The sequence below is a fragment of the Agrobacterium vitis genome (assembly GCF_037039395.1).
Lineage (GTDB): Bacteria > Pseudomonadota > Alphaproteobacteria > Rhizobiales > Rhizobiaceae > Allorhizobium > Allorhizobium vitis_E.
The window spans coordinates 1,225,036-1,246,332 of record NZ_CP146242.1; the positions used below are offsets into that span (position 1 = coordinate 1,225,036).

A 21,297-nucleotide genomic window follows, 5' to 3' on the forward strand; every position below is an offset into this window, starting at 1 on the left:
CGTGCTTGCTTCAGCGCGGCGCCGAGGGCCTGACTGCATAGCTTCAGGGCACGATCAGCGTGCCTGCCCCATGTTCCGTGAAGATTTCCAGCAGCACCGAATGCGCCGTCTTGCCGTTCAGGATGACAACGCCATGCACGCCAGCATTGATCGCGTCGATGCAGGTTTCGACCTTGGGGATCATGCCGCCGGAAATCGTGCCATCCTTGATCAGTGCGCGGGCCTGGGCCACTGACAATTCCTTGAACAGCTCGCCATTCTTGTCCAGCACGCCGGGAACATCGGTCAGAAACAGCAGCCGGTCGGCCCTGAGCGCACCAGCAATGGCGCCCGCAAAGGTATCGGCATTGATATTATAGGTATGGCCATCCCGACCGGGGGCGACGGGGGCGATGACCGGGATCATTTCCGACTTCGCCAGGAGATCAAGCAGCGTGCGGTCGACCTCGACCACTTCACCGACAAAGCCAAGGTCCAGAACCCGCTCGATATGGGAATCCGGATCAATCACGGTTTTCTTGGCCTTTTCGGCAAACACCATGTTGCCGTCCTTGCCGCAGAGCCCGATCGCCCATTCGCCGGTCTGGTTGATCAGCGCGACGATTTCCTTGTTGATCGATCCGGCCAGGACCATTTCGACGATTTCGACGGTTTTCTGATCGGTGACGCGCAGGCCGCCCTCGAATTTCGATTCGATCCCCATCTTGGTCAGCATCGCGCCGATCTGTGGGCCACCACCATGCACGACAATCGGGTTGACACCGGACTGTTTCAGCAGCGCGATATCGGCGGCAAAGGCCCGGCCCAATTCGGCATCGCCCATGGCGTGACCACCATATTTCACGACAATCGTCTTGTTTTCATAGCGCTGCATGAAGGGCAACGCCTGCGCAAGAAGGCGGGCCTGGGTCTGGCTTTCGGAGGCGCTCATTGAGGATCCCTTCGGTTGGTTCGGCGCCTTTTACCTCAAGAATACGGCAGATGGAATAATCCAGACGGCACTGTTGATCGAAATGATATGGGGAAACTGCAATGAACGCAGCTTCCCCGGACCATTACGCGAAGTGGATGCATGGATGAGCGATGAGATCGGGATATTGCTGGGGAAAATTGCGCTCAGGGACCGTATGGCGCTGTCGGAGCTCTATCGGCGCACCAGCCCGAAACTTTTTGGCATCTGCCTCCGTCTGCTGAAAGACAGGGGCGAGGCGGAAGACGCGATGCAGGAAATCTTCGTCAAAATCTGGCAGAGGGCTCAAAGCTTTGCCGCGACAGGCCATAACGCCATGGGCTGGCTTGGAACCATCGCCCGTTACCATTGCATAGACCGCCTGCGCATGAGGACGCCAGTTGCCGCCGAACTCGACGAGGCCTGGCGTGTTGCCGACAGCGCACCAGACCCGGAACAGGCAGCCAGCCTACGCAGTGAAGGAAAGCGGATTGACAGCTGCATGGAAGCGTTGGAAGCTGATCGCGCCGCCGCCGTGCGGCAGGCCTATGTGGAGGGGCTTAGCTATCAGGAGTTGGCGGAGCAGTTCAATGTACCGTTGAACACGATGAGGACATGGCTGCGACGCAGCCTTTTGGCATTGAGAGAGTGCTTGGAAAGATGACGACACCGGATCAGAGCAAGGGGGACCGCTCCAGAGACGAGGTTCTGGCGGGGGAATATGTGCTCGGCGTGCTTTCGGCCAAAGGCCGCGTTGAGGTGGAGGCCCGCCTAAAGCGGGACAGGCCCTTCGCCGCTATCGTCCAGCGCTGGGAGGAGAACCTTTCACAGTTCAATGACGATTATGGCGTGGAATTGCCACGGCCGGAAAGTTTTCAGAAGCTGGAATCCCGACTGTTTACCGAGAAGAGCACCGGCCCGGCTGGTCCCTGGGTGAGACTTTGGCATTCCGTCCCCTTCTGGCGCGGCCTGTCCTTGACCAGTCTGATCGCAGTCGCCAGTCTGATCGGCGTCGAGCTTGGCATCTGGGAGAGCCGTTACGGCGCACGCCCGCTGGTGGCGGATCTGGAAACTCAAAATGCAGATTTGTCGCTGGTTGCCAGCTATGACCGGCAAAGCGGACGGCTGCGCGTCACGCCGGTCGCGTCGCGTGCTGAGGGGCAGAAATCGCTGGAATTATGGATGGTCGAGGCGAATAAGCCACCGCGCTCGCTTGGCGTGCTCCCTCAATCCGGCGAGGGAGAATTCCTGGTTCCCGACAGCATGCGCCCACGTCTGAAGGATGGCGTCACGCTCGCCGTCAGCATCGAGCCTTTCGGTGGTTCGCCGACGGGGACGGCCACGGGACCGGTGATCGCTTCCGGAAAAACTCATATCCCCTAAGAGAAATAGCGGCTTAAAATCAAAGTATTAAAAGTCATTTTTACTTTTCTGCACCGAACCTGAAACTCTTTTTCCCAAACCTCCGTCTTTACTATTGTCCCCGCCATTGCGCGGGGACGTTACAACGGCCTGCGTCTGACGGCGCCATCCAAGGCTGCTGTAACGGTTTTCAATCTGCTGCATGGTTTCTGGCCGATCCGGCCTGCGGCCATGCCAGCCAAAGACATAATCAACCGGGAAGAGGACCTAGACCCATGACCAAGACCACCCTTCGCCTGCTGGCCGCCGTTTCCATCATTGCGGCCGGAAGCGCCGTGGCCTTTGCCAAGAACCCGATGGTCGGTGGCGCCGCCATGTATGAAAACAAGAATATCGTTGAAAACGCCGTTAATTCCAAAGATCACACGACCCTTGTCGCCGCTGTCAAGGCGGCTGGCCTGGCCGAAACACTGGAGGGCAAAGGCCCCTTCACGGTTTTTGCGCCCACCAACGAAGCCTTTGACAAATTGCCGAAAGGCACGGTGGAAACCCTGCTGAAGCCGGAAAACAAGGAAAAGCTGACCAAGGTGCTGACCTGCCACGTGGTTGCCGCCGATGCCATGTCTAAGGCAATCGAAAAGATGATCAAGGACGATGGCGGCGAGCATGACGTCAAGACGGTTGGCGGCTGCGTGCTGAAGGCCAAGGAATCCAAGGGCAAGATCACCCTGACGGATGAGACCGGCGGTGTTGCCCATGTGACCATCGCCGATGTGAAACAGTCGAATGGCGTTATCCACGTCATCGACAAGGTCTTGCTGCCGAAGATGTAACCCCCTCACAGTCCGACCTGGAAGAGCGGCTGGCGGGCCACTTTTCTGGTAAAGACTGGCAGTTTCGGCAGTGCCCGGCGGTAGAGTGCCACCTACCGCCGGGCTTTTTTTGCCATTTCGCCAGCCAAATACCAGAAGACAAAGCCTCCACCCGCAAGCCCAGCGGTTACGCCAAGGCCGGGAGGTGCATTACATCAGCCGAAATGCCCTACGGTTTCGCAAATCGCCGCACGCAATTCTTTCAATCCGTTGTCTTTTTCCGAGGACGTCGACAGGACGAAGGGATAGGCCGCCGGACGCTTGCGGATTTTCTCAAGCGTTTCCTCGATCAGGCGCGGCACGCCCGCCTCCTTGATCTTATCCGTCTTGGTCAGCACGATCTGGTAGGACATCGCCGCCTTGTCGAGCAATGTCAGCACATCCTCGTCATTCTTCTTGATGCCGTGGCGGCTGTCGATCAGCAGATAGACCCGCTTCAACGTCGCCCTTCCGCGCAGATAGTCGAAGACCAGCTTGGTCCACGCATCCACATGGTCTTTGGGCGCCTTGGCATAGCCATAGCCCGGCATATCGACCAGCGCCATCGGCGGCAGGTCATCGCCCTCGCCGCTATAGCCCTCGGGAACGAAATAGTTCAGACTCCTGGGTCCGGCCAGGCGTGTTGGACGTGCGCGCCAGGCCCTTCTGGCCGACAAGCGCGTTGATCAGCGATGATTTCCCCACATTGGAGCGCCCCGCGAAGGCGATCTCCAGCGGGCCTTCCGGCGGCAGAAATTTCATCGATGGCACGCCGCGGATAAAAATCCATGGCCGGCCAAACAGCGGCTGGTCGCTCGTTGCCTTTGTTGCAGTCATCGTCTTCTCTCCTGCGGCAGATCCTGATCCACCGATCAAACAAAAACCCCGGCGCGAGGCCGGGGCTTTGCTGTCATCTGGCCTGATTATTTCGTCTTAGCGGATTTTCGCTGCAAAAGCCCCTTGAGATTATCGAATAGTTCGATCTTCACCCCATGGCGCTTCATGATGATCGACTGCTGCAACACCGACAGCGTATTGTTCCAAGCCCAGTAAATCACCAGACCGGCCGGGAAAGACCCGAGCATGAAGGTGAAGACCAGCGGCATCCAGTTGAACAGCATGGCCTGGGTCGGGTCCGGCGGCGTCGGGTTCATGCGCATCTGCACAAACATGGTAATGCCCATGATGATCGGCCAGATGCCGAGATGCAGCATGGCGGGCGATTCGAACGGCAGCAGGCCGAACAGGTTGACAATGCTGGTCGGATCGGGCGCCGACAGGTCTCTGATCCAGCCGAAGAACGGCGCATGGCGCATTTCGATGGTGATATAGATCACCTTATAGAGCGAGAAGAAGACCGGGATCTGCAACAACAGCGGCCAGCAACCGGCGACCGGATTGATCTTCTCGGTCTTGTAAAGCTCCATCATCGCCTGTTGCAGGGCCATACGGTCATCGCCGTGCTTGGCCTTCAACTCTTCCATCTTCGGCTGCATGCGCTTCATATTGGCCATGGACGCATATTGCTTGCTGGCCAGCGGGAAGAACAACAGCTTGACGGCGATCGTCGTCAGCAGGATAGCCACGCCGAAATTGCCAACCTGACGGAAGAAGAAGTCCATCAGTTTGAACATCGGCTTGGTGAGGAAATAGAACCAGCCCCAATCGATCAAAAGATCGAAACGTGGAATGTCATATTGTTGCACCGTGTCTTTGGCACCGGCAAACAGATTGGTGAACGCCTGTCCGAACCAGGACTTGTCGAGCGCATAGCCATCAACGACCGGCACTTCCTTGGCACCGGCAAACAGCAGCGTCTTCAACGTGGTCGATTGGCCCGGTGCAATCGTCACCGGATCGTTTTTGTAATCTGCCTGAAAGCGAGCCTGGCCATCGGTAAAATGCGAGAAGCGGGAATCATAGGCCAGCGACTGCGGTGGCACGAGGGTCGCGGCCCAATATTTATCGGTAATCCCGAGCCAGCCACCGGTTGCCTTGGCATTGGTCTCGTTTTCTTTTTCGATAGCCGCATATTTTGCTTCGACCGAGGCAAACTTCCCATCGCCCGAACCCATCACGCCGATAAAGCCTTCATGCAGCACATAGGTGGAGGCAACGGCGGGCTTGTTGTAGCGAGTAACACGGCCATAGGGGGCAAGGCTGACATCAGCGCCCCCGGCATTGGCAACCGTGTCTTCGATCGTGAACATGTAATGCTTGTCGACCGAAATCTTGCGGCTGAAGGTTAGGCCGGCTTCATTGGTATAGGTCAGCGTCACCGGGGTGGTTTCGGTCAGCGACTGGCCATCCTTGACCGTCCAGACCGTCGATGGTCCTGGAACGCTGCCGGATTTCTCGCCGCCGATAAAGCCGATTTCGGCGAAATAACCGTCCTTGGTATCGGCCGGATTGAGCAGGGTAATGATCGGGCTCGTCTTGTCGACGGTCTCATGATAGCCCTTCAGGCGAAGATCGTCGAGCCGTGCGCCCGTGAGATTGATGGAGCCGGACAGCGCTTCGGTATTGATTTCAATCCGAGCCGACTTGGCGACAGCGTCTTCGCGGCTTGTCGTGGCGCTGGCCTGGGTCTGACCCGGCAGGGCGCCATTGACGGCCGCGCCCGGCGTTGCCTGAGTGGCCGGGGTCTTCGCCTGTTGGGCCTGCTGGGCCTGTTCAGCCTGTCTTTGCGCCTCGATCCGCGGGTTCATGTAGAAGAACTGCCAGCCCAGGACGACCATCACCGACAGTGCAATCGCGATGAGATAATTGCGGTTGTTTTCCATCATACTTTCCTGGAACGGGCCGTATCTTGACGCCGAACATTGGATTTTTCTTGAATACGGCGCTGCAACACGTCCCGAAGCTCGCTAAAGGGAGCCGCCAGCACGTCGCGTCGCGCAACGATCACATAGTCATGTCCGGGCTGCATTGCAAAGCCCACGCCAGTCCGCACAGCTTCTTTTAACCGGCGTCGCATACGATTGCGCTCGACAGCATTGCCATGCTTTTTCGTGACGGTGAAACCGACGCGAGGCGGCGTATCGGGTTCGGCCCGATCCAGCACTTCGAGGAGAATGTAGCGCCCCTTGCGCTTTTCGCCGGCGCGAACAGCAAGAAACTGCGGGCGGCTTTTCAGCCGCCCGACAGTTTTGGATGTCTTAAGTGACGTCATAAGCCCGGCGCTTTCATCGGGCCAACCCGGCCTTAAGCCGAAAGACGTGCGCGGCCGCGAGCGCGACGAGCACACAGAACCTTGCGGCCACCCTTGGTTGCCATGCGAGCGCGAAAGCCGTGACGACGTGCGCGAACGAGCTTGGACGGTTGATAGGTACGCTTCATTTTTTAAATACCGCGGTGTGCGGCCCTTCTTGGGTTTGCAACGAATTGCAAGAGCGTTAGGATTAAGGCAAGCATTACGGGCCCGCAGAACGGGAAACCTATGCAAGCCGCGCGGCTTATACGGAGGATAGAGGCGAGAGTCAATCTTGCCAGGGCTTTCCCGGGTTCAGAAGCCTGACAAAATCTACTGAAAGCGGGCGTTTTTTCGCTTGTCGTCATTCAGGCTAACGACTGTCAGACCCATCATTCATCCCTCGCTTAAAATGCCGGAGCGAACCTGACTACACCATGTTTGGCGCTCCGCTGAGAACCGAAATCTTTGCTGCACCGCATTTTACCGGATGCATGAGGCATGGTATGCTGTGGTCGAGATGATACGGCACAGCTGGCAAACGGTACAGAAAACCAAAGTATCGCCCGGCAAAATGAGGCTAGTCGATGGGCAGGCGAAAGGCACAGGACGCAAAGCAGGCGCAGGCGGCGTCGATGCCCAGCCGGTTGCGCGGCCTTTCCGGCAAGCTGCTGGTGTTGACCGTGGTTTTCGTGCTGGCGGCGCAGGTGCTGATTTTTGCACCGTCGATTGCCACGATGCGCCTCAATTGGCTTAAAAACCATATCAACAAGGCAGCGGCCGCCGCAGTGGTGATCGATGGGCTACAGCCACCTGAACTTCCCAAGGACGTGCAGGCCGACACCCTGCTTGCCACCGGAACCAAGGCGATTGCGCTTACCAAGGATGGCACGACGCGGCTGCTGGCCATGGCGGACATGCCACAGGAAGTGGATGGTCAATATGACATTTCCGATGTGGGGACATTGACGGCCATCAAGGACGCGGTCGATACGCTGCTATTCGGCGGCAATAGGCTGATCAGCGTTTCCGGCCCGATCGGCGATACGTCGATGCGGGTGGAAGTGGTGATGTCCGATGCGCCTCTGCATCGCGGATTATTGGCCTATGCAACACGCATTGCCGTCGTATCGTTGATCATTTCGGTGATCACCGGCCTCCTGCTGTTCGTGACGCTGAACCGGATGCTCATCAATCCGATTCGCCGGCTGAGCCGCAATATACAGGGATTTGCCAGCGACCCGGAAAATCCTGACAGGGTGATGGAAGTGGTCAGCGGTCGCGACGAATTGGCCTTTGTCGCCCGCCATCTAGCCACGATGCAGGAGGACCTGCAAAAGACCCTGAGGCAGCAGAAAAGCCTGGCCGATCTCGGGCTTGCCGTTTCCAAGATCAATCATGACATGCGCAATATCCTTGCTTCCGCCCAGTTGATGTCAGACCGGTTGGTGGATGTCGACGATCCGATGGTGAAGAGCTTTGCACCCAAACTGGTGCGCACGATCGACCGTGCCGTCGGCTATACGAGTGAAGTGCTTGCCTATGGACAGGCTTCGGAAGCCGAGCCCCGCCGGCGCCGGTTTGTGCTCTGCACGCTCAGTCAGGAAGTGCAGGATATTCTCGCCCTGGACAAGGGCATCGACTTTGTCGATCAGATTGCACCAGAGATAGAAATCGACGCCGACAGCGAGCAATTGTTCCGCGTCATTCACAATCTCTGCCGCAATGCTGCCCAGGCGCTTTCATCCGCCATGACGGAAATGACCACCGCAACACCCCGCATCATGCTATCGGCCCACCGCATCGGTAGCGTCGTTGCAATCACCGTTGACGACAACGGCCCTGGCTTGCCGCGCAAGGCCCGTGAGAACCTGTTCACGCCGTTTCGCGGCTCGGCCAGATCCGGCGGCACAGGCCTCGGCCTCGCCATCGCCCGCGAAATCGTGCTCGCGCACGGCGGAACAATCGCGCTGATGGAAAAACCCTCCTCCGGCACACAGTTCCGGATCGAAATTCCAGACAGGCCGGTGGCGCTCGACACCTTCCGGCTTCGGGCATAATGAAGCCGGCTTCAATAATGACGTCGAAAAGCCGAATTTCTTCAGAGCATTAGAGACAAACTGGAAATCAAACCGGATTTTTTTACCGATTCCGCTTGCAATCAAACACGTCTCGCTTTAGAGGATCGGCACGCCAACGGAAACGACGGCGTCAGACGCACCCGTAGCTCAGCTGGATAGAGCACCAGACTACGAATCTGGGGGTCAGGAGTTCGAATCTCTTCGGGTGCGCCATTTTCTCCTTTAAAATTATTGATCGCTTGAACGCTGATGAGCTTAATAGCTCAGAATGCGCGCTTGTAGATGCTTACCGATCTGGCCCACAGGAAGCTGGATTTTCCGCCTTGCCGGCTCACTCAGTCAGGCGATGCGGCTTGAAAAACATCCCATCGCATTTTTACTTTCAATGACAAAATGTCTCTCGCCACGGCACAATCATAGGGCGCAAATTTCGCCTTCACATTGCCTACATGACCAATACCTTCATTTTTAATTTATCATTTTGGATCAATCCTCGGGCAGCCAAATAGTGGGATGCCAGCCTGGGGGGCATAGTAATGAATTTGAGGATTTCGACGCGATTAATGGTCATGGCAGGGGCGGCGCTCATGCTTGTCATCCTCCTCGGCCTGTTTAGCTACAAGCAGACATCCGTGGTCTTTTCGGCAGCCTCCGATACACGGCAGGTGTGGATGCCGCGGATGGCGAAACTGGATGGTATTCAGTTCATCATGCTGCGCTATCACACGACGACGATTCGCAAGACCATTGCCGTCGATCCCGCTGAAATCAAAGGGCTGGATGACGAATTCGTGGAAATGGATGCATCCATTCCGAAATCCTATGCGGACTTCCGTGCAACCCTGCGCAACGATACCGAGAAGAAATTGTGGGGCGATTTCGAAGCCAAATGGACCCGCTATCTGGAATTTCAAAAGAAGATCATGAGCGCCGTCGCCGCGAAGGATCAGGCCACTGCGACGGCGGCGATCGCACCGGCCCGCCAACCGCTGGTCGACAGCTTCATCGCGCTTGGCGAAATCATCAAGCTCAACGATAGCGGCGCTGCTGCCTCAAGCACAGCGGCCGAGGCTGCCTATACGCAGTCCTCCTATGTCACCATAGGCGTCATTCTGTTCGGCGTGCTGTTGATGAGCATTTTGACCGGCTGGATCATTCTGGGCGTGTCGCGCCCTGTGACCCGCATGGCAAAGGTCATGCTGCATATTGCCGATGGCAAGCTGGATGTCACCGTACCCGACGCCGACCGCAAGGACGAAATCGGGGAAATGGCTGGCGCCGTCGAAGTCATGCGCCAGTCGGCCCTGGCGAAAGTTCAGCTGGAAGCACAGACCGAACAGAACCGGCTTAATGCGGAGCAGGAACGCAAGGATGTGCAGCGCCGCGCCGAGGAAGATGCCGAACGCCGCCTGAACGAAGCAACGGGCGCACTGGCCGCTGGCCTGAAACGGCTAGCCTCCTGCGACCTTCTCTGCGAAATCGATCAGCAGTTTGCCGCCCAGTTCGAACCGCTTCGCCACGACTTCAATGCCTCGGTCAACCAGTTGCGCTCCGCGCTCGTGGCCGTTGGTCAGGTCGGCAAGGGTGTAACCAATGGCAGCGGTGAAATTTCGCAAGCCTCCGACACGCTGGCCAAGCGGACTGAACAGCAGGCCGCCTCGCTGGAGGAAACCGCCGCCGCACTGGAGCAGATCACCTCCAACGTACAGGCGACGTCCAAGCGGACCGGCGAAGCCCGCAATCTGGTGCGCAATGCCCGCCAGCATGCCGAACATTCGGCGACCGTGGTCAACAATGCCGTCTCCGCCATGGAGCGGATCGAGGATGCCTCGCGCAAGATCACCCAGATCATCAGCGTGATCGACGAGATCGCTTTCCAGACCAACCTTCTGGCCTTGAATGCAGGCGTCGAAGCCGCCCGCGCTGGCGAGGCTGGCAAGGGCTTTGCGGTTGTTGCCCAGGAAGTGCGCGAACTGGCGCAGCGTTCTGCCAATGCTGCCAAGGAAATCAAGTCGCTGATCGGCAATTCGGAAGCGGCTGTCAGCGAAGGCGTCAAGCTGGTCAACGATACCGGCGAAGGCCTGACGACCATTTCCAAGGTGGTCGAGGACATGAACCAGCATATGGACGCCATTGCGACGGCGGCCCAGGAGCAGGCCAGCGGTCTGGCGGAGGTCAATACCGCCGTCAACCATATGGATCAGGCGACCCAGCAAAATGCCGCCATGGTGGAAGAAATGAATGCCGCCGGAGATGGTCTCAATCAGGAAAGCCGTCGCCTTTCGGATCTGCTCGCGCAATTTAGAACCGGAAACGATGTCGCCCAGCCAGTGCGCTCAGCACAGGCCTCGCCTGCGTCTACTTCCAGAGTACAGGCGCCGCGCAGAGCCCAGCAGTCTGTTCCGGTCAGCCATGGCAATGCCGCCGTCAGCCGCGACAATTGGGAGGAATTCTGATTTTCACCGGTGATGGCAGGCTCACTTCTGCCTGATCGGAAAATTCAAAAAAGCGCCGTGCGTCTCTAACGCACGGCGCTTTTCATTTAAGGCCGTCTTGCATATCCGCACTTGGCTATCGAAGCGCAAGCAATCAGGACCATGCAAGTCAGGCTCGGACAATCAGGCTCAGGCCATCAGGCCTGGACCATCATGGCAGGAGCGATGGTCCCTTCGGGAAGTCATCGGCCGAAATGAACCCATCCTTATTGGTATCCAGACGGGTGAACAGCTTATCGAGCGCCGCATCGGCTTCGGCCTTGCTGATCTGGCCGTTTTCATCGGTGTCAACCTGCTCCAGCAGGCGCATCGCACCCATCGGGCCACCCATTGGCCCCATTGCCATCATCGGACGATGGCCATGCGGACCCTTGGGTCCACCCATTCGGTCGCCCTCAGGACCGCGTTCCTTCGCCCAACGTTCAGGCCCTGGACGGTTCGGACCGCAATCGGCCATGCCGTCATCGGGCGCTCCCATCGCGTCGTCTTCAGCACCGGGGCCACCTGGCGGCGGCGGAGTCGCCTTATCCGTGGCCTCGTCAGGCTTTGGCCCGTTAGCATCTGCTGGCGCAGCACCCTCAGGCGCCGGAGGCTTCGGCATCTCAGCACGCATGGCCTCCATGCGGGCTTCATGGAACTTGCGCAATTCACCTGGCGTCAGAACGCCGTCCTTGTCGGTATCGATGGCCGTAAACAGCTTGTCTTCGGCGTCCTTGGCCTCTTCCTTGGAAATCTTGCCGTCCTTGTTGGTGTCGAATTGCTGGAGGGCAAAGATGAACATCGCTGCCGGTCCATGCATCATCATCAGACGGGGACCGCAGGCGTCACGCATCTCTTCAGGCCGTGGTGGAGGTGGCGGTGGAGCCTTAACGTCTTTTGCAAATACGGCACCGGATGACGCGCTGACCAGCAGGGTAGCCGCCAGGGCAGCAATGGTCGTTTTCTTCGCACTCATGGAGTTTCCTTTCCTCGGTGCCACATCGTTTCAAGACCGGAAATCGGTTCTGTGAGCAAACGATGCAGCCGTATAAACGTTGCAGAACACCGCCAGCCTGAGGCAGACTTCGTTCTGCAATATCGAGAGGATAGGCACTCGCCCCTGCGGCGGCCACTTAAGGTTCTGTAATGCTGGTTACTTTTTCGTAATGTTGTAGTTAATAACTATCTACAGCGCCGTGCGCCATATATGGCGCACAAAGGTTCGCTGTAGCTCTCTATATCTGCTGCATAATTCCTTAAATCGAGTCCGATGCTCTAAGGCCTGTCTGGCTCACTCAAAACCTAAAACTCTCCAGCTGCCAAAAGAGAAGCAAGGAAGCCCGCCAGATCGTCAGTGGCGTAATCGACATGCGCATGGCCTTCGTCACTATCCATCCGCTCCCAGCTTTCCAGCACCACGGCTTCCAGATTGCGCGGCACGAGCAGCACGGTTTTCATGCCCAGCGCCTTCGGCACAACGAGATTGCGCGGCAGATCCTCGAACATCGCTGCCTGCCCGGTATTGATCTGCTTCAGCCGGGTGAATGTGTCATAGGTCTGGCTGGCCGGTTTCGGCAGATAGGCCGCTGCAACAATATCGAAAATGTCGTCGAAATGATCGAGAATGCCGAGCGCCCTCGCCGCCGCCTCGGCATGCTCCACCGTGCCATTGGTGAAAATAAACTTCCGTCCCGGCAGGGCCTTGATCGCCTCGCCCAGAGCCGTATCCGGCAACAGGGCGGAATAATCGATCGCATGGGCCTTTTCCAGGAAATCGTTCGGGTCGACGCCGTGATGGGCCATCAGGCCTGCCAACGTCGTACCATGCTCATGATAGTAGCGCTTTTGCAGAACCCGCGCTTCATCCGGCTCCATCTGCAACAGATCAGCAACATAGGCGGTCATATTGCGATCGATCTGGGCGAACAGATTGATGTGATGCGGATAAAGCGTGTTGTCGAGGTCGAAGACCCAATCACGGATATGGGTAAAATCGGCGGGCTCTGGTGACGTTTTAGGTGTGCTCATCCCTCAGATGTGCCACAGGCCCGGCCAAAAGAAAATGGCCGGATCAAGACACAAAGAAGGATAAGGAGAATTTGCACCAGGTTTAAAGGCGCGCCAACCGTTCCGTCAGCAAGGCAAAGAACCCGTCAGCATCGACATCGCGCATTACCTTGGCATTGGGCGTGCGGCCGGTCACTCGCCACCAGTCAACCACCGTCATGCCGACCGTCAGGTCGGATGCGGTTTCGATCTCCACATTGCAATCACGCCCGGAAAACAGCTCCGGCTGGAGAAGATAGGCAATCACGCTAGGATCATGCAACGGTCCACCATCCGAACCGTATTTTTCGATATCGAAACGCTCGAAAAACTCCAGCCAGGCAACCATGACCTCGGCCACCCGTGTGCCGATGGCGCCAATGCGGGCAACGCGGGCCTTGGTGGTCAAAAGCTGGTGGGTGACGTCCAGCGGCATCATCACGATCGGTATGCCCGAATCGAACACAATCCGGGATGCCTGCGGATCGACATAGACATTGAACTCCGCCGCAGGGGTAATATTGCCGCCCTCGAAAAAGCCACCGCCCATCATCACCAGTTCGCGAATGCGCGGTGCAATATCCGGGGCCTTTTGCAGTGCCAGGGCAATATTGGTCTGCGGTCCGAGTGTGCAAAGGGTAATGGTGCCCGCTGGTTCGCGGCGAATGGTGTCGATGATAAAATCGACCGCATGCTGGTCTTGAACCGGCATGACCGGCTCATCGACCTCGGCCCCGTCCAGCCCGGTCTTGCCATGCACATGTTCCGCCGTCACCTGGGGCCGCTCCAGAGGCTTTAACGCACCTTCATAGACCGGCAGGTCTGATCGTCCCGATAGTTCGCAGACGATGCGGGCATTGCGGCTGGTCATCGACAGGGGAACATTTCCCGCAACCACCGTCAGGCCGAGGACCTCCAACTGATCGGGACTGGCAAGCGCCAGCATGATGGCTGCGGCATCGTCCTGACCGGGATCGGTATCGATGATGATTTTTCTGGGCTTTTCCATGCGGGCCTATCCTTGGATTGATGGGTTTTGATGGACGGGCAGCCGGGCTATTGTCAAGATCTATCATGCCGGTCAAACGCTTGTTTCCCGCCCTCTGGGCTCCCATATCCTCACCAAAGCGATCAGCCGGTAAAGACATGCCGGCAACCGGAAACACAATCCCGCAACGACTGGCCCGCAAGGACCGACTTGTCGTCCAGCGGAGGGGCCAGACGAGGACAGAATGCGACGGACAAAATCCATCACCACACCCCTGCTGCTGGGTTTCGACATCACCGATGCCGTGTTGAGCCAGTTGGCGCGGGCCAGCGACGGCTATCCGCCCTATAATATCGAGCTTGTTCGCCGCACGAGCGACCATGAAGGCGACCGGCTGCGGATTACACTTGCCGTGGCGGGCTTTTCTGAGAGCGAACTGGAGGTCCTGGTCGAGGGAAACCAGCTGATCATCAGAGGCTCCCAGAATGAGCGCCCAGATGCCGATTATCTGTTTCGCGGCATAGCAGCACGGAACTTTCAGCGCAGTTTTCTGTTAACGGACGGCATGGACGTTTCGCGCGCACGGATGCGAAACGGCCTACTGGTGGTCGAACTAATTCGTCCTGATACGCAGCAAATGGTAAGGAAAATTAATATTTCCGCCTCAGACTAGGATCATGGCGCTTTTGCACAAGTCCCTTGGACCGGGTCGGTTTCAGGAACATATCCTGCAAAAGATATAGGGTGTTACAGCAGATTTCGCGCGTCCTGGTGAAGGCTGTTGTGCCGCCCCTCCCTCAATGACGGAGAACGGGAATGTTGATTAAAGAAGCCACCTCCAAGCTCTCGAAAAATGAGCTGGCACATCTTGGCTCCGGCGAAGTGGGCTATATCCGCAAGATCCGTTACGACGAAGTGTCCCGCTGCTTTCCCGATGCCCCGGAAATCGACCCGCGTACGGATCTCTGGGCGCTGTTTGCCGCCGACGGCACACCCATCCTGCTCACCGATAACCGCTCGTCCACCTTCTTCAAGGCCGCAGAAGACGAGTTGAAAACCGTCAGCCTGCACTGAGCTTTCATCGATAATGATCGACTGAAAACACCCTGCGCCAGGCATTGCGCAGGGTGTTTTGATTCGCGTTTTGGATAAAAATCAGAGCGACCCTCGGGGAAGCCTCAATCCTCTTCAAGGCCTTGGATTATGTCCTGCGGAAGGTCAAATAGGCTGAAGAGCGGCCCTCGCGGCGGGCTTTGGCCTCATAGCGCGTGCCTGGCCAGCCCTCGTAGGGTGTCAGCCAATCGGCGGAGCTTTCGGCCAACCAGTCGAAACCGCCATGGTTGCGGCAATGCAGCAGCGTCCAGTTCACATAGGTATCGATATCGGAGGCGAAGCAGAAACGCGCGCCCGGCTTCAGCACCCGGTGAAACCGCTCCAGATTGACCTGCGAGACGAAACGGCGCTTCCAATGTTTGCGCTTTGGCCAGGGGTCAGCGTAGAGGAGATCGATCTGATCGATCGATGAGGCTGGCAGCCAGTCCAGCAATTGCGTCGCGTCATCGTCATAGACCCGGATATTGGGCAGGCCCTCATCCTCGATCACGGCCAGCAGCTTGGCCATGGAATTGACGAAGGGCTCGACGCCAATAAAGCCGGTCGTGGCATCGTGTCTGGCACGGTGGGCCAGATGTTCGCCACCACCAAAGCCGATTTCCAGGCGGATGCTCTGCACCGGCACAGGAAACAGTGTCTTCAAATCGCCAGGCGCTGCCGAGCCCAAGTCTAACTTACGTTCAGGCAGGAGATGGGTCATCCGCTCGACCTGCTGGTCGCGGAGCGGCTTTCCCTTGCGGCGACCGAAAAAGGCTTCGGTCGCCCGGCTACGGCGGTCTGTGGTCATCGTATTCAGCCTTTCAAGGCCTCCTTGAGCGGCTTGACCAGATCAAGCTTCTCCCATGCGAAGGAGCCGTCACGGCCAGCCTTGCGGCCAAAATGGCCATAAGCGGACGTCTTGGCATAGATTGGCTTGTTGAGATCGAGATGGCGGCGAATGCCGGTCGGCGACAGATCCATCACGCTGCGGATTGCCGCCTCGATCTGGTCCTCGGTATATTTGCCGGTGCCATGCAGATCGACATAGATCGACAAAGGCTGGGCAATGCCGATCGCATAAGCGATCTGGATGGTGCAGCGGTCCGCCAACCCGGCTGCAACCACATTCTTGGCCAGATAGCGGGCTGCATAAGCAGCCGAGCGGTCGACCTTGGTGGTGTCCTTGCCGGAAAATGCGCCACCGCCATGGGGGGCAGCACCACCATAGGTGTCGACGATGATCTTGCGACCGGTCAGGCCTGCATCGCCATCGGGACCGCCGATCACGAATTTGCCGGTCGGGTTGATATACCACTTGCAGTCGTCGGCAACCTTCAGGTCGCCAAACGCTTCGAGAATATAGGGTTCAACGACCGAACGGACCTTGGCCGAATCCCAGCTTTCGTCGAGATGCTGCGTGGAAAGCACGATGGAAGCGACATCCGAAGGCTTGCCGTCGACATAGCGGACAGTGACCTGGCTCTTGGCATCGGGGCCGAGCTTGCCCACGTCGCCCTCGCCCTTTTTACGGGCAGCCGAGAGAAGCTGGAGGATCTTGTGGGAGTAATAGATCGGTGCCGGCATCAGGTCCGGCGTTTCGCCGCAGGCATAGCCGAACATAATGCCCTGGTCACCAGCGCCTTCGCCGCCTTCGTGGTCGGCAGCCTTGTCGACGCCTTGAGCGATATGAGCCGACTGGGAATGCAGGAGAACGTCGATCTTGGCGGTCTTCCAATGGAAGCCGTCCTGCTCATAGCCGATGTCGCGGATTGCTTTGCGCGCCGCAGCCTTGAACTTGGCGGGGTTGATCACCTCGTTGCCGTTCTTGTCGGTCTTCATCAAGCTCGGCGGCAGGCGAACCTCGCCGGCGATCACGACACGATTGGTGGTCGCCAGCGTCTCGCAGGCGATGCGCACTGTCCAGGGATCGACCCCGGTTCGTGCCGCTTCACGATAGACCAGATCGACGATTTCGTCTGAAATTCGGTCGCAGACCTTGTCCGGATGACCTTCCGAAACGGACTCACTCGTAAACAGATAGTTTGAGCGCATGCGGGATTCCCCTCAATGAACCAGATGTTCCTGTGATAAAGGCTCGACGCCTTAAAAACAAGGACACAACGACATAAATATATCTTTATGTCAGCAAGCCTTTCTGAGAGATGACCAAGACATAAAAAAAGCGGCTTAATCGCCGCTTTTTTTCGAGCCCTGAGGGTCCCGGTTATTCCGCGTCTGCGTCGGCGGCAAGCGCCTTGACCAGATCGACGACTTTACGGCGCACCTTCGGATCGTTGATCTTCACGAAAGCTCGGTTCAGCTGCAAGCCCTCGGAAGACGAGAGGAAGTCGACGACGTAGTTGGAGCTGGCCGCCTCGGAAAAGCCATTGGCGCCTGCTACAACCTGCTCACCCGGTGCATCCTCGAAAAAGAACGAGACGGGTACATTCAGAATGCTTGAAATATTCTGCAGGCGGCTGGCGCCGACACGATTTGTGCCTTTTTCGTACTTCTGAATTTGTTGAAACGTAATGCCGAGGCTTTCGCCCAGCTTTTCCTGGCTCATTCCGAGCATGGTGCGGCGAAGACGAATCCGGCTACCGACGTGAATGTCGATGGGGTTAGGCTTCTTTTTGTTTTCGAGCATGTGACGATCCTGAAGACGTTGAAATTGATCTTAACCCGTAGCGCTTGCAACTTCATATAACGTTACGTTGCACACGCCAGCGCTTCAAGCGCTGGATTACAAGCACTACCAAGCTACAGCACTATGCATTTTTAGGGGTTTTTCGTCAATTCACTCTCGATATTAAACCTAAACGAGAAATTACAGCCACAGATAATAACAAAGCAGTTACCGCCCAAAAGTTGTATTTATTATGATTTACATCGGTTTCAGGCGCAGTATATATCGTAAAAGTTGCATTTTCCACGCCTTCAGCGTTTAATAGCAAACCCGAAAACACGCGGCCCCGTCCGTCAATTAAGGCAGAAATGCCATTATTGGCGGCACGAATAATTGGCAGTCCAGTCTCGACGGCGCGTAATCTGGCCTGTTGAAAATGCTGGAACGGACCTGGCGTATCTCCAAACCAGGCATCGTTGGTGACATTGATAATGGCATTGGCCCCGGATAATCCCTTAACCATTTCGTCAGGAAAAATGACCTCGTAGCAGATCAATGGATAGAGCTTCAGTCCCCCTGGAAGGGTCATCAGGGAACGGGACGCCCCTGCAGAAAAGCCTCCCGGCAGGTCGATAATGTTGGTAATACCGAGCTTCGACAGAATGTCCTGCCATGGGACATATTCCCCAAATGGCACAAGATGGACCTTGTCGGCGGCGGCAAGGATCTGCCCATGACTATCGATTGCATAGATCGAATTATAATAGCGCGGGGCAATGCCAGCGCCCTGATCTTCCGAACGCACTGTGCCGGTGATCAGCACTTGGCCCTCCTGCAACGTCCCGGCAATCTGCCGCAAGGCGTCTGGATTTTCGGTGAGGATGAAGGGAATGGTGGTTTCCGGCCAGACAATCACATCCGGGCGCGGCTGATCGGGCGGCGTCGGCACCGCTGTCAGGCGAAGATGTTTCTCGAAAATCGCAACGCGGTCGGTATCGTCCATCTTCGCTGCCTGGTCTATATTCGGCTGCACCAGGCGCACCGTCACCTTGCGCCCTTCCGGCTCTGGTAGCGACAGCCGGTAGGCGCCATAGCCGAGATGGCCGCAGATCAATACTCCCGCCAGCGCCAGACCGAGCTTTGCCCCACGGCGGGTTCCCAGCAGAGCGGGGGCGGCAAAGACGAAGACGGCAAGGGCCGAGACCCCGAAAAGGCCCAGCACCGCAGCCGATTGCATCATCAATGGAATGGGCATGGCGCCATAGCCGATGGCGTTCCAGGGAAAGCCCGTGGCAATGAAGCTGCGCAGCCATTCGGTGATGCCAAACATCGCTGCCAGCGCGGCAATCCGGCCAAGGCCTTCGGACCAGAGCAGACGGGCGGCAAGGCAGGCCAAGCCATAGAACACCGCCAGAACCGCCGGAAGGCCGAGCACCGCGAGCGGCAGCGCCCAGGCAAATTCGTCGGCCTCCACCATCAGCGCATTGCCCAACCACCAGAGGCCGGCAACGAAATAACCGAAGCCGAACAGCCAGCCGATCCAGAAGGCGGACCGCAGCCCTCGCGACCAGCTCCGGTCGGGATTGCCGCTCACACCATCGAGCAGCCAGACGAGTGTGGAAAAGGAGAAAAACAGAGCCGCAAAGAACCCTACCGGCGGCAATGCCAGCGCCCCGACCGCGCCTGAGGCAATGGCAAGAAGGGCACGCCGCCATCCCGCCAGAAGCATGATCCTTGCCGCCAACCGTTCCATCTTCGCCCCCAGGACCTGGCTGCTGCATAATTCCTGAAATCGAACTCGATTTAAGGAGAAAATTATACAGCAGATTTAAGTGTTACAGCGTCCTTTGTGCGTTTTGTAAAACGCACGGCGCTGTAGTCTATAATTTCAAAGACCTCAAATGCTTGAGATACCTGAAAACGGAAGACGAGCTGCCCTTTTCAACGACAATTCGCCCTTCAAATTTGCGGCAGAGAGCAAGACGCTGCCACAGCCTGCCTGCATGAATCGAAGGGGCGGCAGTTCTTTTTTAAAAACTGCCGCCCCGTCTTAAAACCACAGGTGATGGGCTACAGGCCCGCTACTTACCCTGCCCGACCGTCTGCAAATCGGCACCTTCCTGCAAGCGCTTGGCGATTGGCGCCATGCGGGTGATGCGGACCTTCTTCACCCTTCGCGGATCGGCATCGAGAATATGCAGTTCGAAGCCCGCCACCGCCTGCACCACTTCACCTCGCTGCGGCACCCGGCCAATCGCGGTGGAGAGCAATCCGCCCAGGGTATCGACTTCATCGATTTCCGCACTGATATCGAAATCAGGACCGATCACCTCGGCGATTTCCTCCAGTTCTATGCGGGCATCGGCCAGATAGACATCCTGGGACACGCGGGTGAACAGCGCCTCTTCCTTGTCATGCTCGTCCTCGATGTCGCCAACCACCATTTCGACGATATCTTCATGCGAAACCAGTCCATCGGTGCCGCCATATTCATCGATCACCAGCGCCATCTGGGTGCGGGCAGCCTGCATACGGGCCAGAAGGTCGGAGGCCTGCATGGACGGTGGCACGAACAGGATGGAGCGGATGATGCCCGCCTCCTCCAGCGTCACGCCGAGATCGACGCAAGCGAGGTCGAGACCGTTGCCGTTCAGGGCTTTCAGGGTGATATAGGAAAGAAGATCGCGGATATGCACCATGCCGCGCGGATCGTCCAGCGTGTCGCAATAGACCGGCATGCGCGAATGGCCGGTTTGCTGGAACAGTGTCATCAATTCGCCGATGCTGGTCTCGACATCGACAGCATGGATATCGGAGCGTGGCACCATGACATCTTCGACACGCACTTCGCGAAAGCGCAGAATATTGTGCAGCATCGCCCGCTCTTCGGCGGAAAAGGCCTCTTCAGCGGCCCTGTCGGACATCAGCGCATCGGCGATATCCTCACGCAGGCTGGCGCCGGTGGGTTTCAGTATCCGGGCGGCACGCGCCCAGAAAGATGATTGCGGCTTGTGGGCCGCGGAACTTCGCTGCGGACTAGACCCCTCTTCGGAGGAGGAGCCGTCCTGCTCCTTCGTGGCCTCACTGGCCGATCGTGTCGAAAAATCGCTCATTTTACCGTTCTATCAAACCGGGACTTGACCCGCATAAGGATCAGATAAGCCAAGACCGGCCAAAATGCGAGTCTCCAGTCCCTCCATCTCCTCCGCCTCATCCTCGGTCATGTGATCATAACCGAAAAGGTGGAGGAATCCATGGACCATCAAATGCGTCAGATGGTCCGTAACCGTTTTGTCCAGCTCCGCCGCTTCCCGCTCCACCGTCTGGCGGGCAATGACGATATCGCCCAGCATCGGTCCCGGCTTATCGCCGGGCTCTATCGGATAAGCCGGAAAGGACAGGACATTGGTCGGCTTGTCCTGCCCGCGCCATTCGCTGTTGATCGCCTGGATCTCGGCGTCACCGGTGAAGACCAGGGAAACCTCCGCTGGCATCGGCGCGAAAGGCTGGCCTTCAGCAGCGATGAAATCCGCCGCGTGATCCAAAATCCGTATGCTCAACGCCTCAAGTTCCGCCTCATCCGGCCAGCCATCGGTTTCGATAGCGATCTGAACGTCAAGTTTCTTCATCAATGACAC

Annotated in this window: 21 protein-coding genes, 1 tRNA gene and 1 pseudogene; 9 read left to right on the forward strand and 14 right to left on the reverse strand. The window is 57.6% G+C overall.

The features are described from left to right. Positions 1 to 43: 43 nt before the first annotated feature. Complete coding sequence (gene argB, locus V6582_RS08370; RefSeq protein ID WP_015914753.1) at positions 44 to 931, reverse strand: acetylglutamate kinase; 888 nt, start codon at positions 929 to 931, stop codon at positions 44 to 46. A gap of 145 nt (positions 932 to 1,076) precedes the next feature. Between argB and V6582_RS08375 the strand changes: the two genes are divergently transcribed. From V6582_RS08375 to V6582_RS08385, 3 genes are all read left to right on the forward strand, one after another. Continuing rightward, a complete protein-coding gene (locus V6582_RS08375) occupies positions 1,077 to 1,613 on the forward strand; it encodes a sigma-70 family RNA polymerase sigma factor (RefSeq protein WP_156633005.1) in 537 nt (178 codons plus the stop codon). After that, entirely contained in the window at positions 1,610 to 2,332 is a 723-nt protein-coding gene (locus V6582_RS08380) for an anti-sigma factor (RefSeq protein WP_156633004.1), read from the forward strand. Before V6582_RS08375 ends, V6582_RS08380 begins: the two co-directional genes overlap by 4 nt. Positions 2,333 to 2,586: 254 nt before the next feature. Beyond that, entirely contained in the window at positions 2,587 to 3,144 is a 558-nt protein-coding gene (locus tag V6582_RS08385) for a fasciclin domain-containing protein (protein ID WP_156633003.1), read from the forward strand. A gap of 194 nt (positions 3,145 to 3,338) precedes the next feature. Here the strand turns inward: V6582_RS08385 and yihA are convergent. After that, a pseudogene (gene yihA, locus V6582_RS08390) lies at positions 3,339 to 3,933 on the reverse strand (ribosome biogenesis GTP-binding protein YihA/YsxC). Between yihA and V6582_RS08395 the strand changes: the two are divergent. Next, entirely contained in the window at positions 3,845 to 4,099 is a 255-nt protein-coding gene (locus V6582_RS08395) for a hypothetical protein (protein WP_349508964.1), read from the forward strand. The pseudogene yihA and the gene V6582_RS08395 sit on opposite strands and share 89 nt — an antisense overlap. Here V6582_RS08395 and yidC read toward each other — a convergent pair. From yidC to rpmH, 3 genes are read right to left on the reverse strand one after another with little or no spacing between them, the layout of a single operon-like run. After that, the gene (yidC, locus tag V6582_RS08400) at positions 4,086 to 5,945 is read right to left on the reverse strand and encodes a membrane protein insertase YidC (protein ID WP_156633002.1); all 1,860 of its coding nucleotides are present in this window, start codon (positions 5,943 to 5,945) and stop codon (positions 4,086 to 4,088) included. The genes V6582_RS08395 and yidC overlap by 14 nt on opposite strands. Next, positions 5,945 to 6,334: a ribonuclease P protein component gene (gene rnpA / locus V6582_RS08405; protein WP_070163696.1), complete on the reverse strand. Its 390-nt coding sequence runs from the start codon at positions 6,332 to 6,334 to the stop codon at positions 5,945 to 5,947. Before rnpA ends, yidC begins: the two co-directional genes overlap by 1 nt. Positions 6,335 to 6,366: 32 nt before the next feature. Beyond that, entirely contained in the window at positions 6,367 to 6,501 is a 135-nt protein-coding gene (gene rpmH / locus V6582_RS08410) for a 50S ribosomal protein L34 (RefSeq protein WP_080516945.1), read from the reverse strand. 438 nt (positions 6,502 to 6,939) lie between these two features. Here rpmH and V6582_RS08415 point away from each other — a divergent pair, with 438 nt between their 5' ends. The 3 genes from V6582_RS08415 (at position 6,940) to V6582_RS08425 (ending at position 10,889) form a co-directional block, all read left to right on the forward strand. Beyond that, the gene (locus V6582_RS08415) at positions 6,940 to 8,412 is read left to right on the forward strand and encodes an ATP-binding protein (protein ID WP_420360210.1); all 1,473 of its coding nucleotides are present in this window, start codon (positions 6,940 to 6,942) and stop codon (positions 8,410 to 8,412) included. Positions 8,413 to 8,569: 157 nt separating this feature from the next. Then, positions 8,570 to 8,646, forward strand: a tRNA-Arg gene (locus tag V6582_RS08420). Positions 8,647 to 8,969: 323 nt separating this feature from the next. Beyond that, the gene (locus V6582_RS08425; protein ID WP_156633001.1) at positions 8,970 to 10,889 is read left to right on the forward strand and encodes a HAMP domain-containing methyl-accepting chemotaxis protein; all 1,920 of its coding nucleotides are present in this window, start codon (positions 8,970 to 8,972) and stop codon (positions 10,887 to 10,889) included. A 190-nt stretch (positions 10,890 to 11,079) separates the two neighbouring features. Here V6582_RS08425 and V6582_RS08430 read toward each other — a convergent pair whose 3' ends face one another. The 3 genes from V6582_RS08430 to V6582_RS08440 form a co-directional block, all read right to left on the reverse strand. Further along, a complete protein-coding gene (locus tag V6582_RS08430) occupies positions 11,080 to 11,883 on the reverse strand; it encodes an EF-hand domain-containing protein (RefSeq protein WP_156633000.1) in 804 nt (267 codons plus the stop codon). Between the two features lie 326 nt (positions 11,884 to 12,209). Next, a complete protein-coding gene (locus V6582_RS08435) occupies positions 12,210 to 12,935 on the reverse strand; it encodes a pyrimidine 5'-nucleotidase (protein WP_156632999.1) in 726 nt (241 codons plus the stop codon). An 82-nt stretch (positions 12,936 to 13,017) separates the two neighbouring features. Continuing rightward, entirely contained in the window at positions 13,018 to 13,962 is a 945-nt protein-coding gene (locus V6582_RS08440) for a nucleoside hydrolase (protein WP_156632998.1), read from the reverse strand. A gap of 223 nt (positions 13,963 to 14,185) precedes the next feature. Here V6582_RS08440 and V6582_RS08445 point away from each other — a divergent pair, with 223 nt between their 5' ends. Further along, positions 14,186 to 14,614 carry an Hsp20 family protein gene (locus V6582_RS08445; RefSeq protein WP_156632997.1) on the forward strand — a complete coding sequence of 143 codons (429 nt, stop codon included), beginning with the start codon at positions 14,186 to 14,188 and terminating at the stop codon, positions 14,612 to 14,614. Between the two features lie 143 nt (positions 14,615 to 14,757). Then, complete coding sequence (locus V6582_RS08450) at positions 14,758 to 15,015, forward strand: DUF1150 family protein (RefSeq protein ID WP_012654842.1); 258 nt, start codon at positions 14,758 to 14,760, stop codon at positions 15,013 to 15,015. Between the two features lie 127 nt (positions 15,016 to 15,142). Here the strand turns inward: V6582_RS08450 and trmB are convergent, their stop codons facing one another. The 6 genes from trmB to ybeY all read right to left on the reverse strand — a co-directional run bounded on the left by trmB (position 15,143) and on the right by ybeY (position 21,288). After that, complete coding sequence (trmB, locus tag V6582_RS08455; RefSeq protein ID WP_156632996.1) at positions 15,143 to 15,841, reverse strand: tRNA (guanine(46)-N(7))-methyltransferase TrmB; 699 nt, start codon at positions 15,839 to 15,841, stop codon at positions 15,143 to 15,145. A gap of 5 nt (positions 15,842 to 15,846) precedes the next feature. Further along, entirely contained in the window at positions 15,847 to 17,085 is a 1,239-nt protein-coding gene (gene metK, locus V6582_RS08460; protein ID WP_070151469.1) for a methionine adenosyltransferase, read from the reverse strand. A gap of 172 nt (positions 17,086 to 17,257) precedes the next feature. Further along, the gene (locus V6582_RS08465; RefSeq protein WP_012654839.1) at positions 17,258 to 17,680 is read right to left on the reverse strand and encodes a helix-turn-helix domain-containing protein; all 423 of its coding nucleotides are present in this window, start codon (positions 17,678 to 17,680) and stop codon (positions 17,258 to 17,260) included. 145 nt (positions 17,681 to 17,825) lie between these two features. Then, positions 17,826 to 19,412 carry an apolipoprotein N-acyltransferase gene (lnt, locus tag V6582_RS08470; RefSeq protein WP_156632995.1) on the reverse strand — a complete coding sequence of 529 codons (1,587 nt, stop codon included), beginning with the start codon at positions 19,410 to 19,412 and terminating at the stop codon, positions 17,826 to 17,828. A gap of 328 nt (positions 19,413 to 19,740) precedes the next feature. Next, positions 19,741 to 20,772 carry a hemolysin family protein gene (locus tag V6582_RS08475; RefSeq protein ID WP_156632994.1) on the reverse strand — a complete coding sequence of 344 codons (1,032 nt, stop codon included), beginning with the start codon at positions 20,770 to 20,772 and terminating at the stop codon, positions 19,741 to 19,743. Between the two features lie 12 nt (positions 20,773 to 20,784). Continuing rightward, positions 20,785 to 21,288, reverse strand: a complete 504-nt coding sequence (gene ybeY, locus V6582_RS08480) for an rRNA maturation RNase YbeY (RefSeq protein WP_156632993.1) — start codon at positions 21,286 to 21,288, stop codon at positions 20,785 to 20,787. Positions 21,289 to 21,297 lie beyond the last annotated feature (9 nt).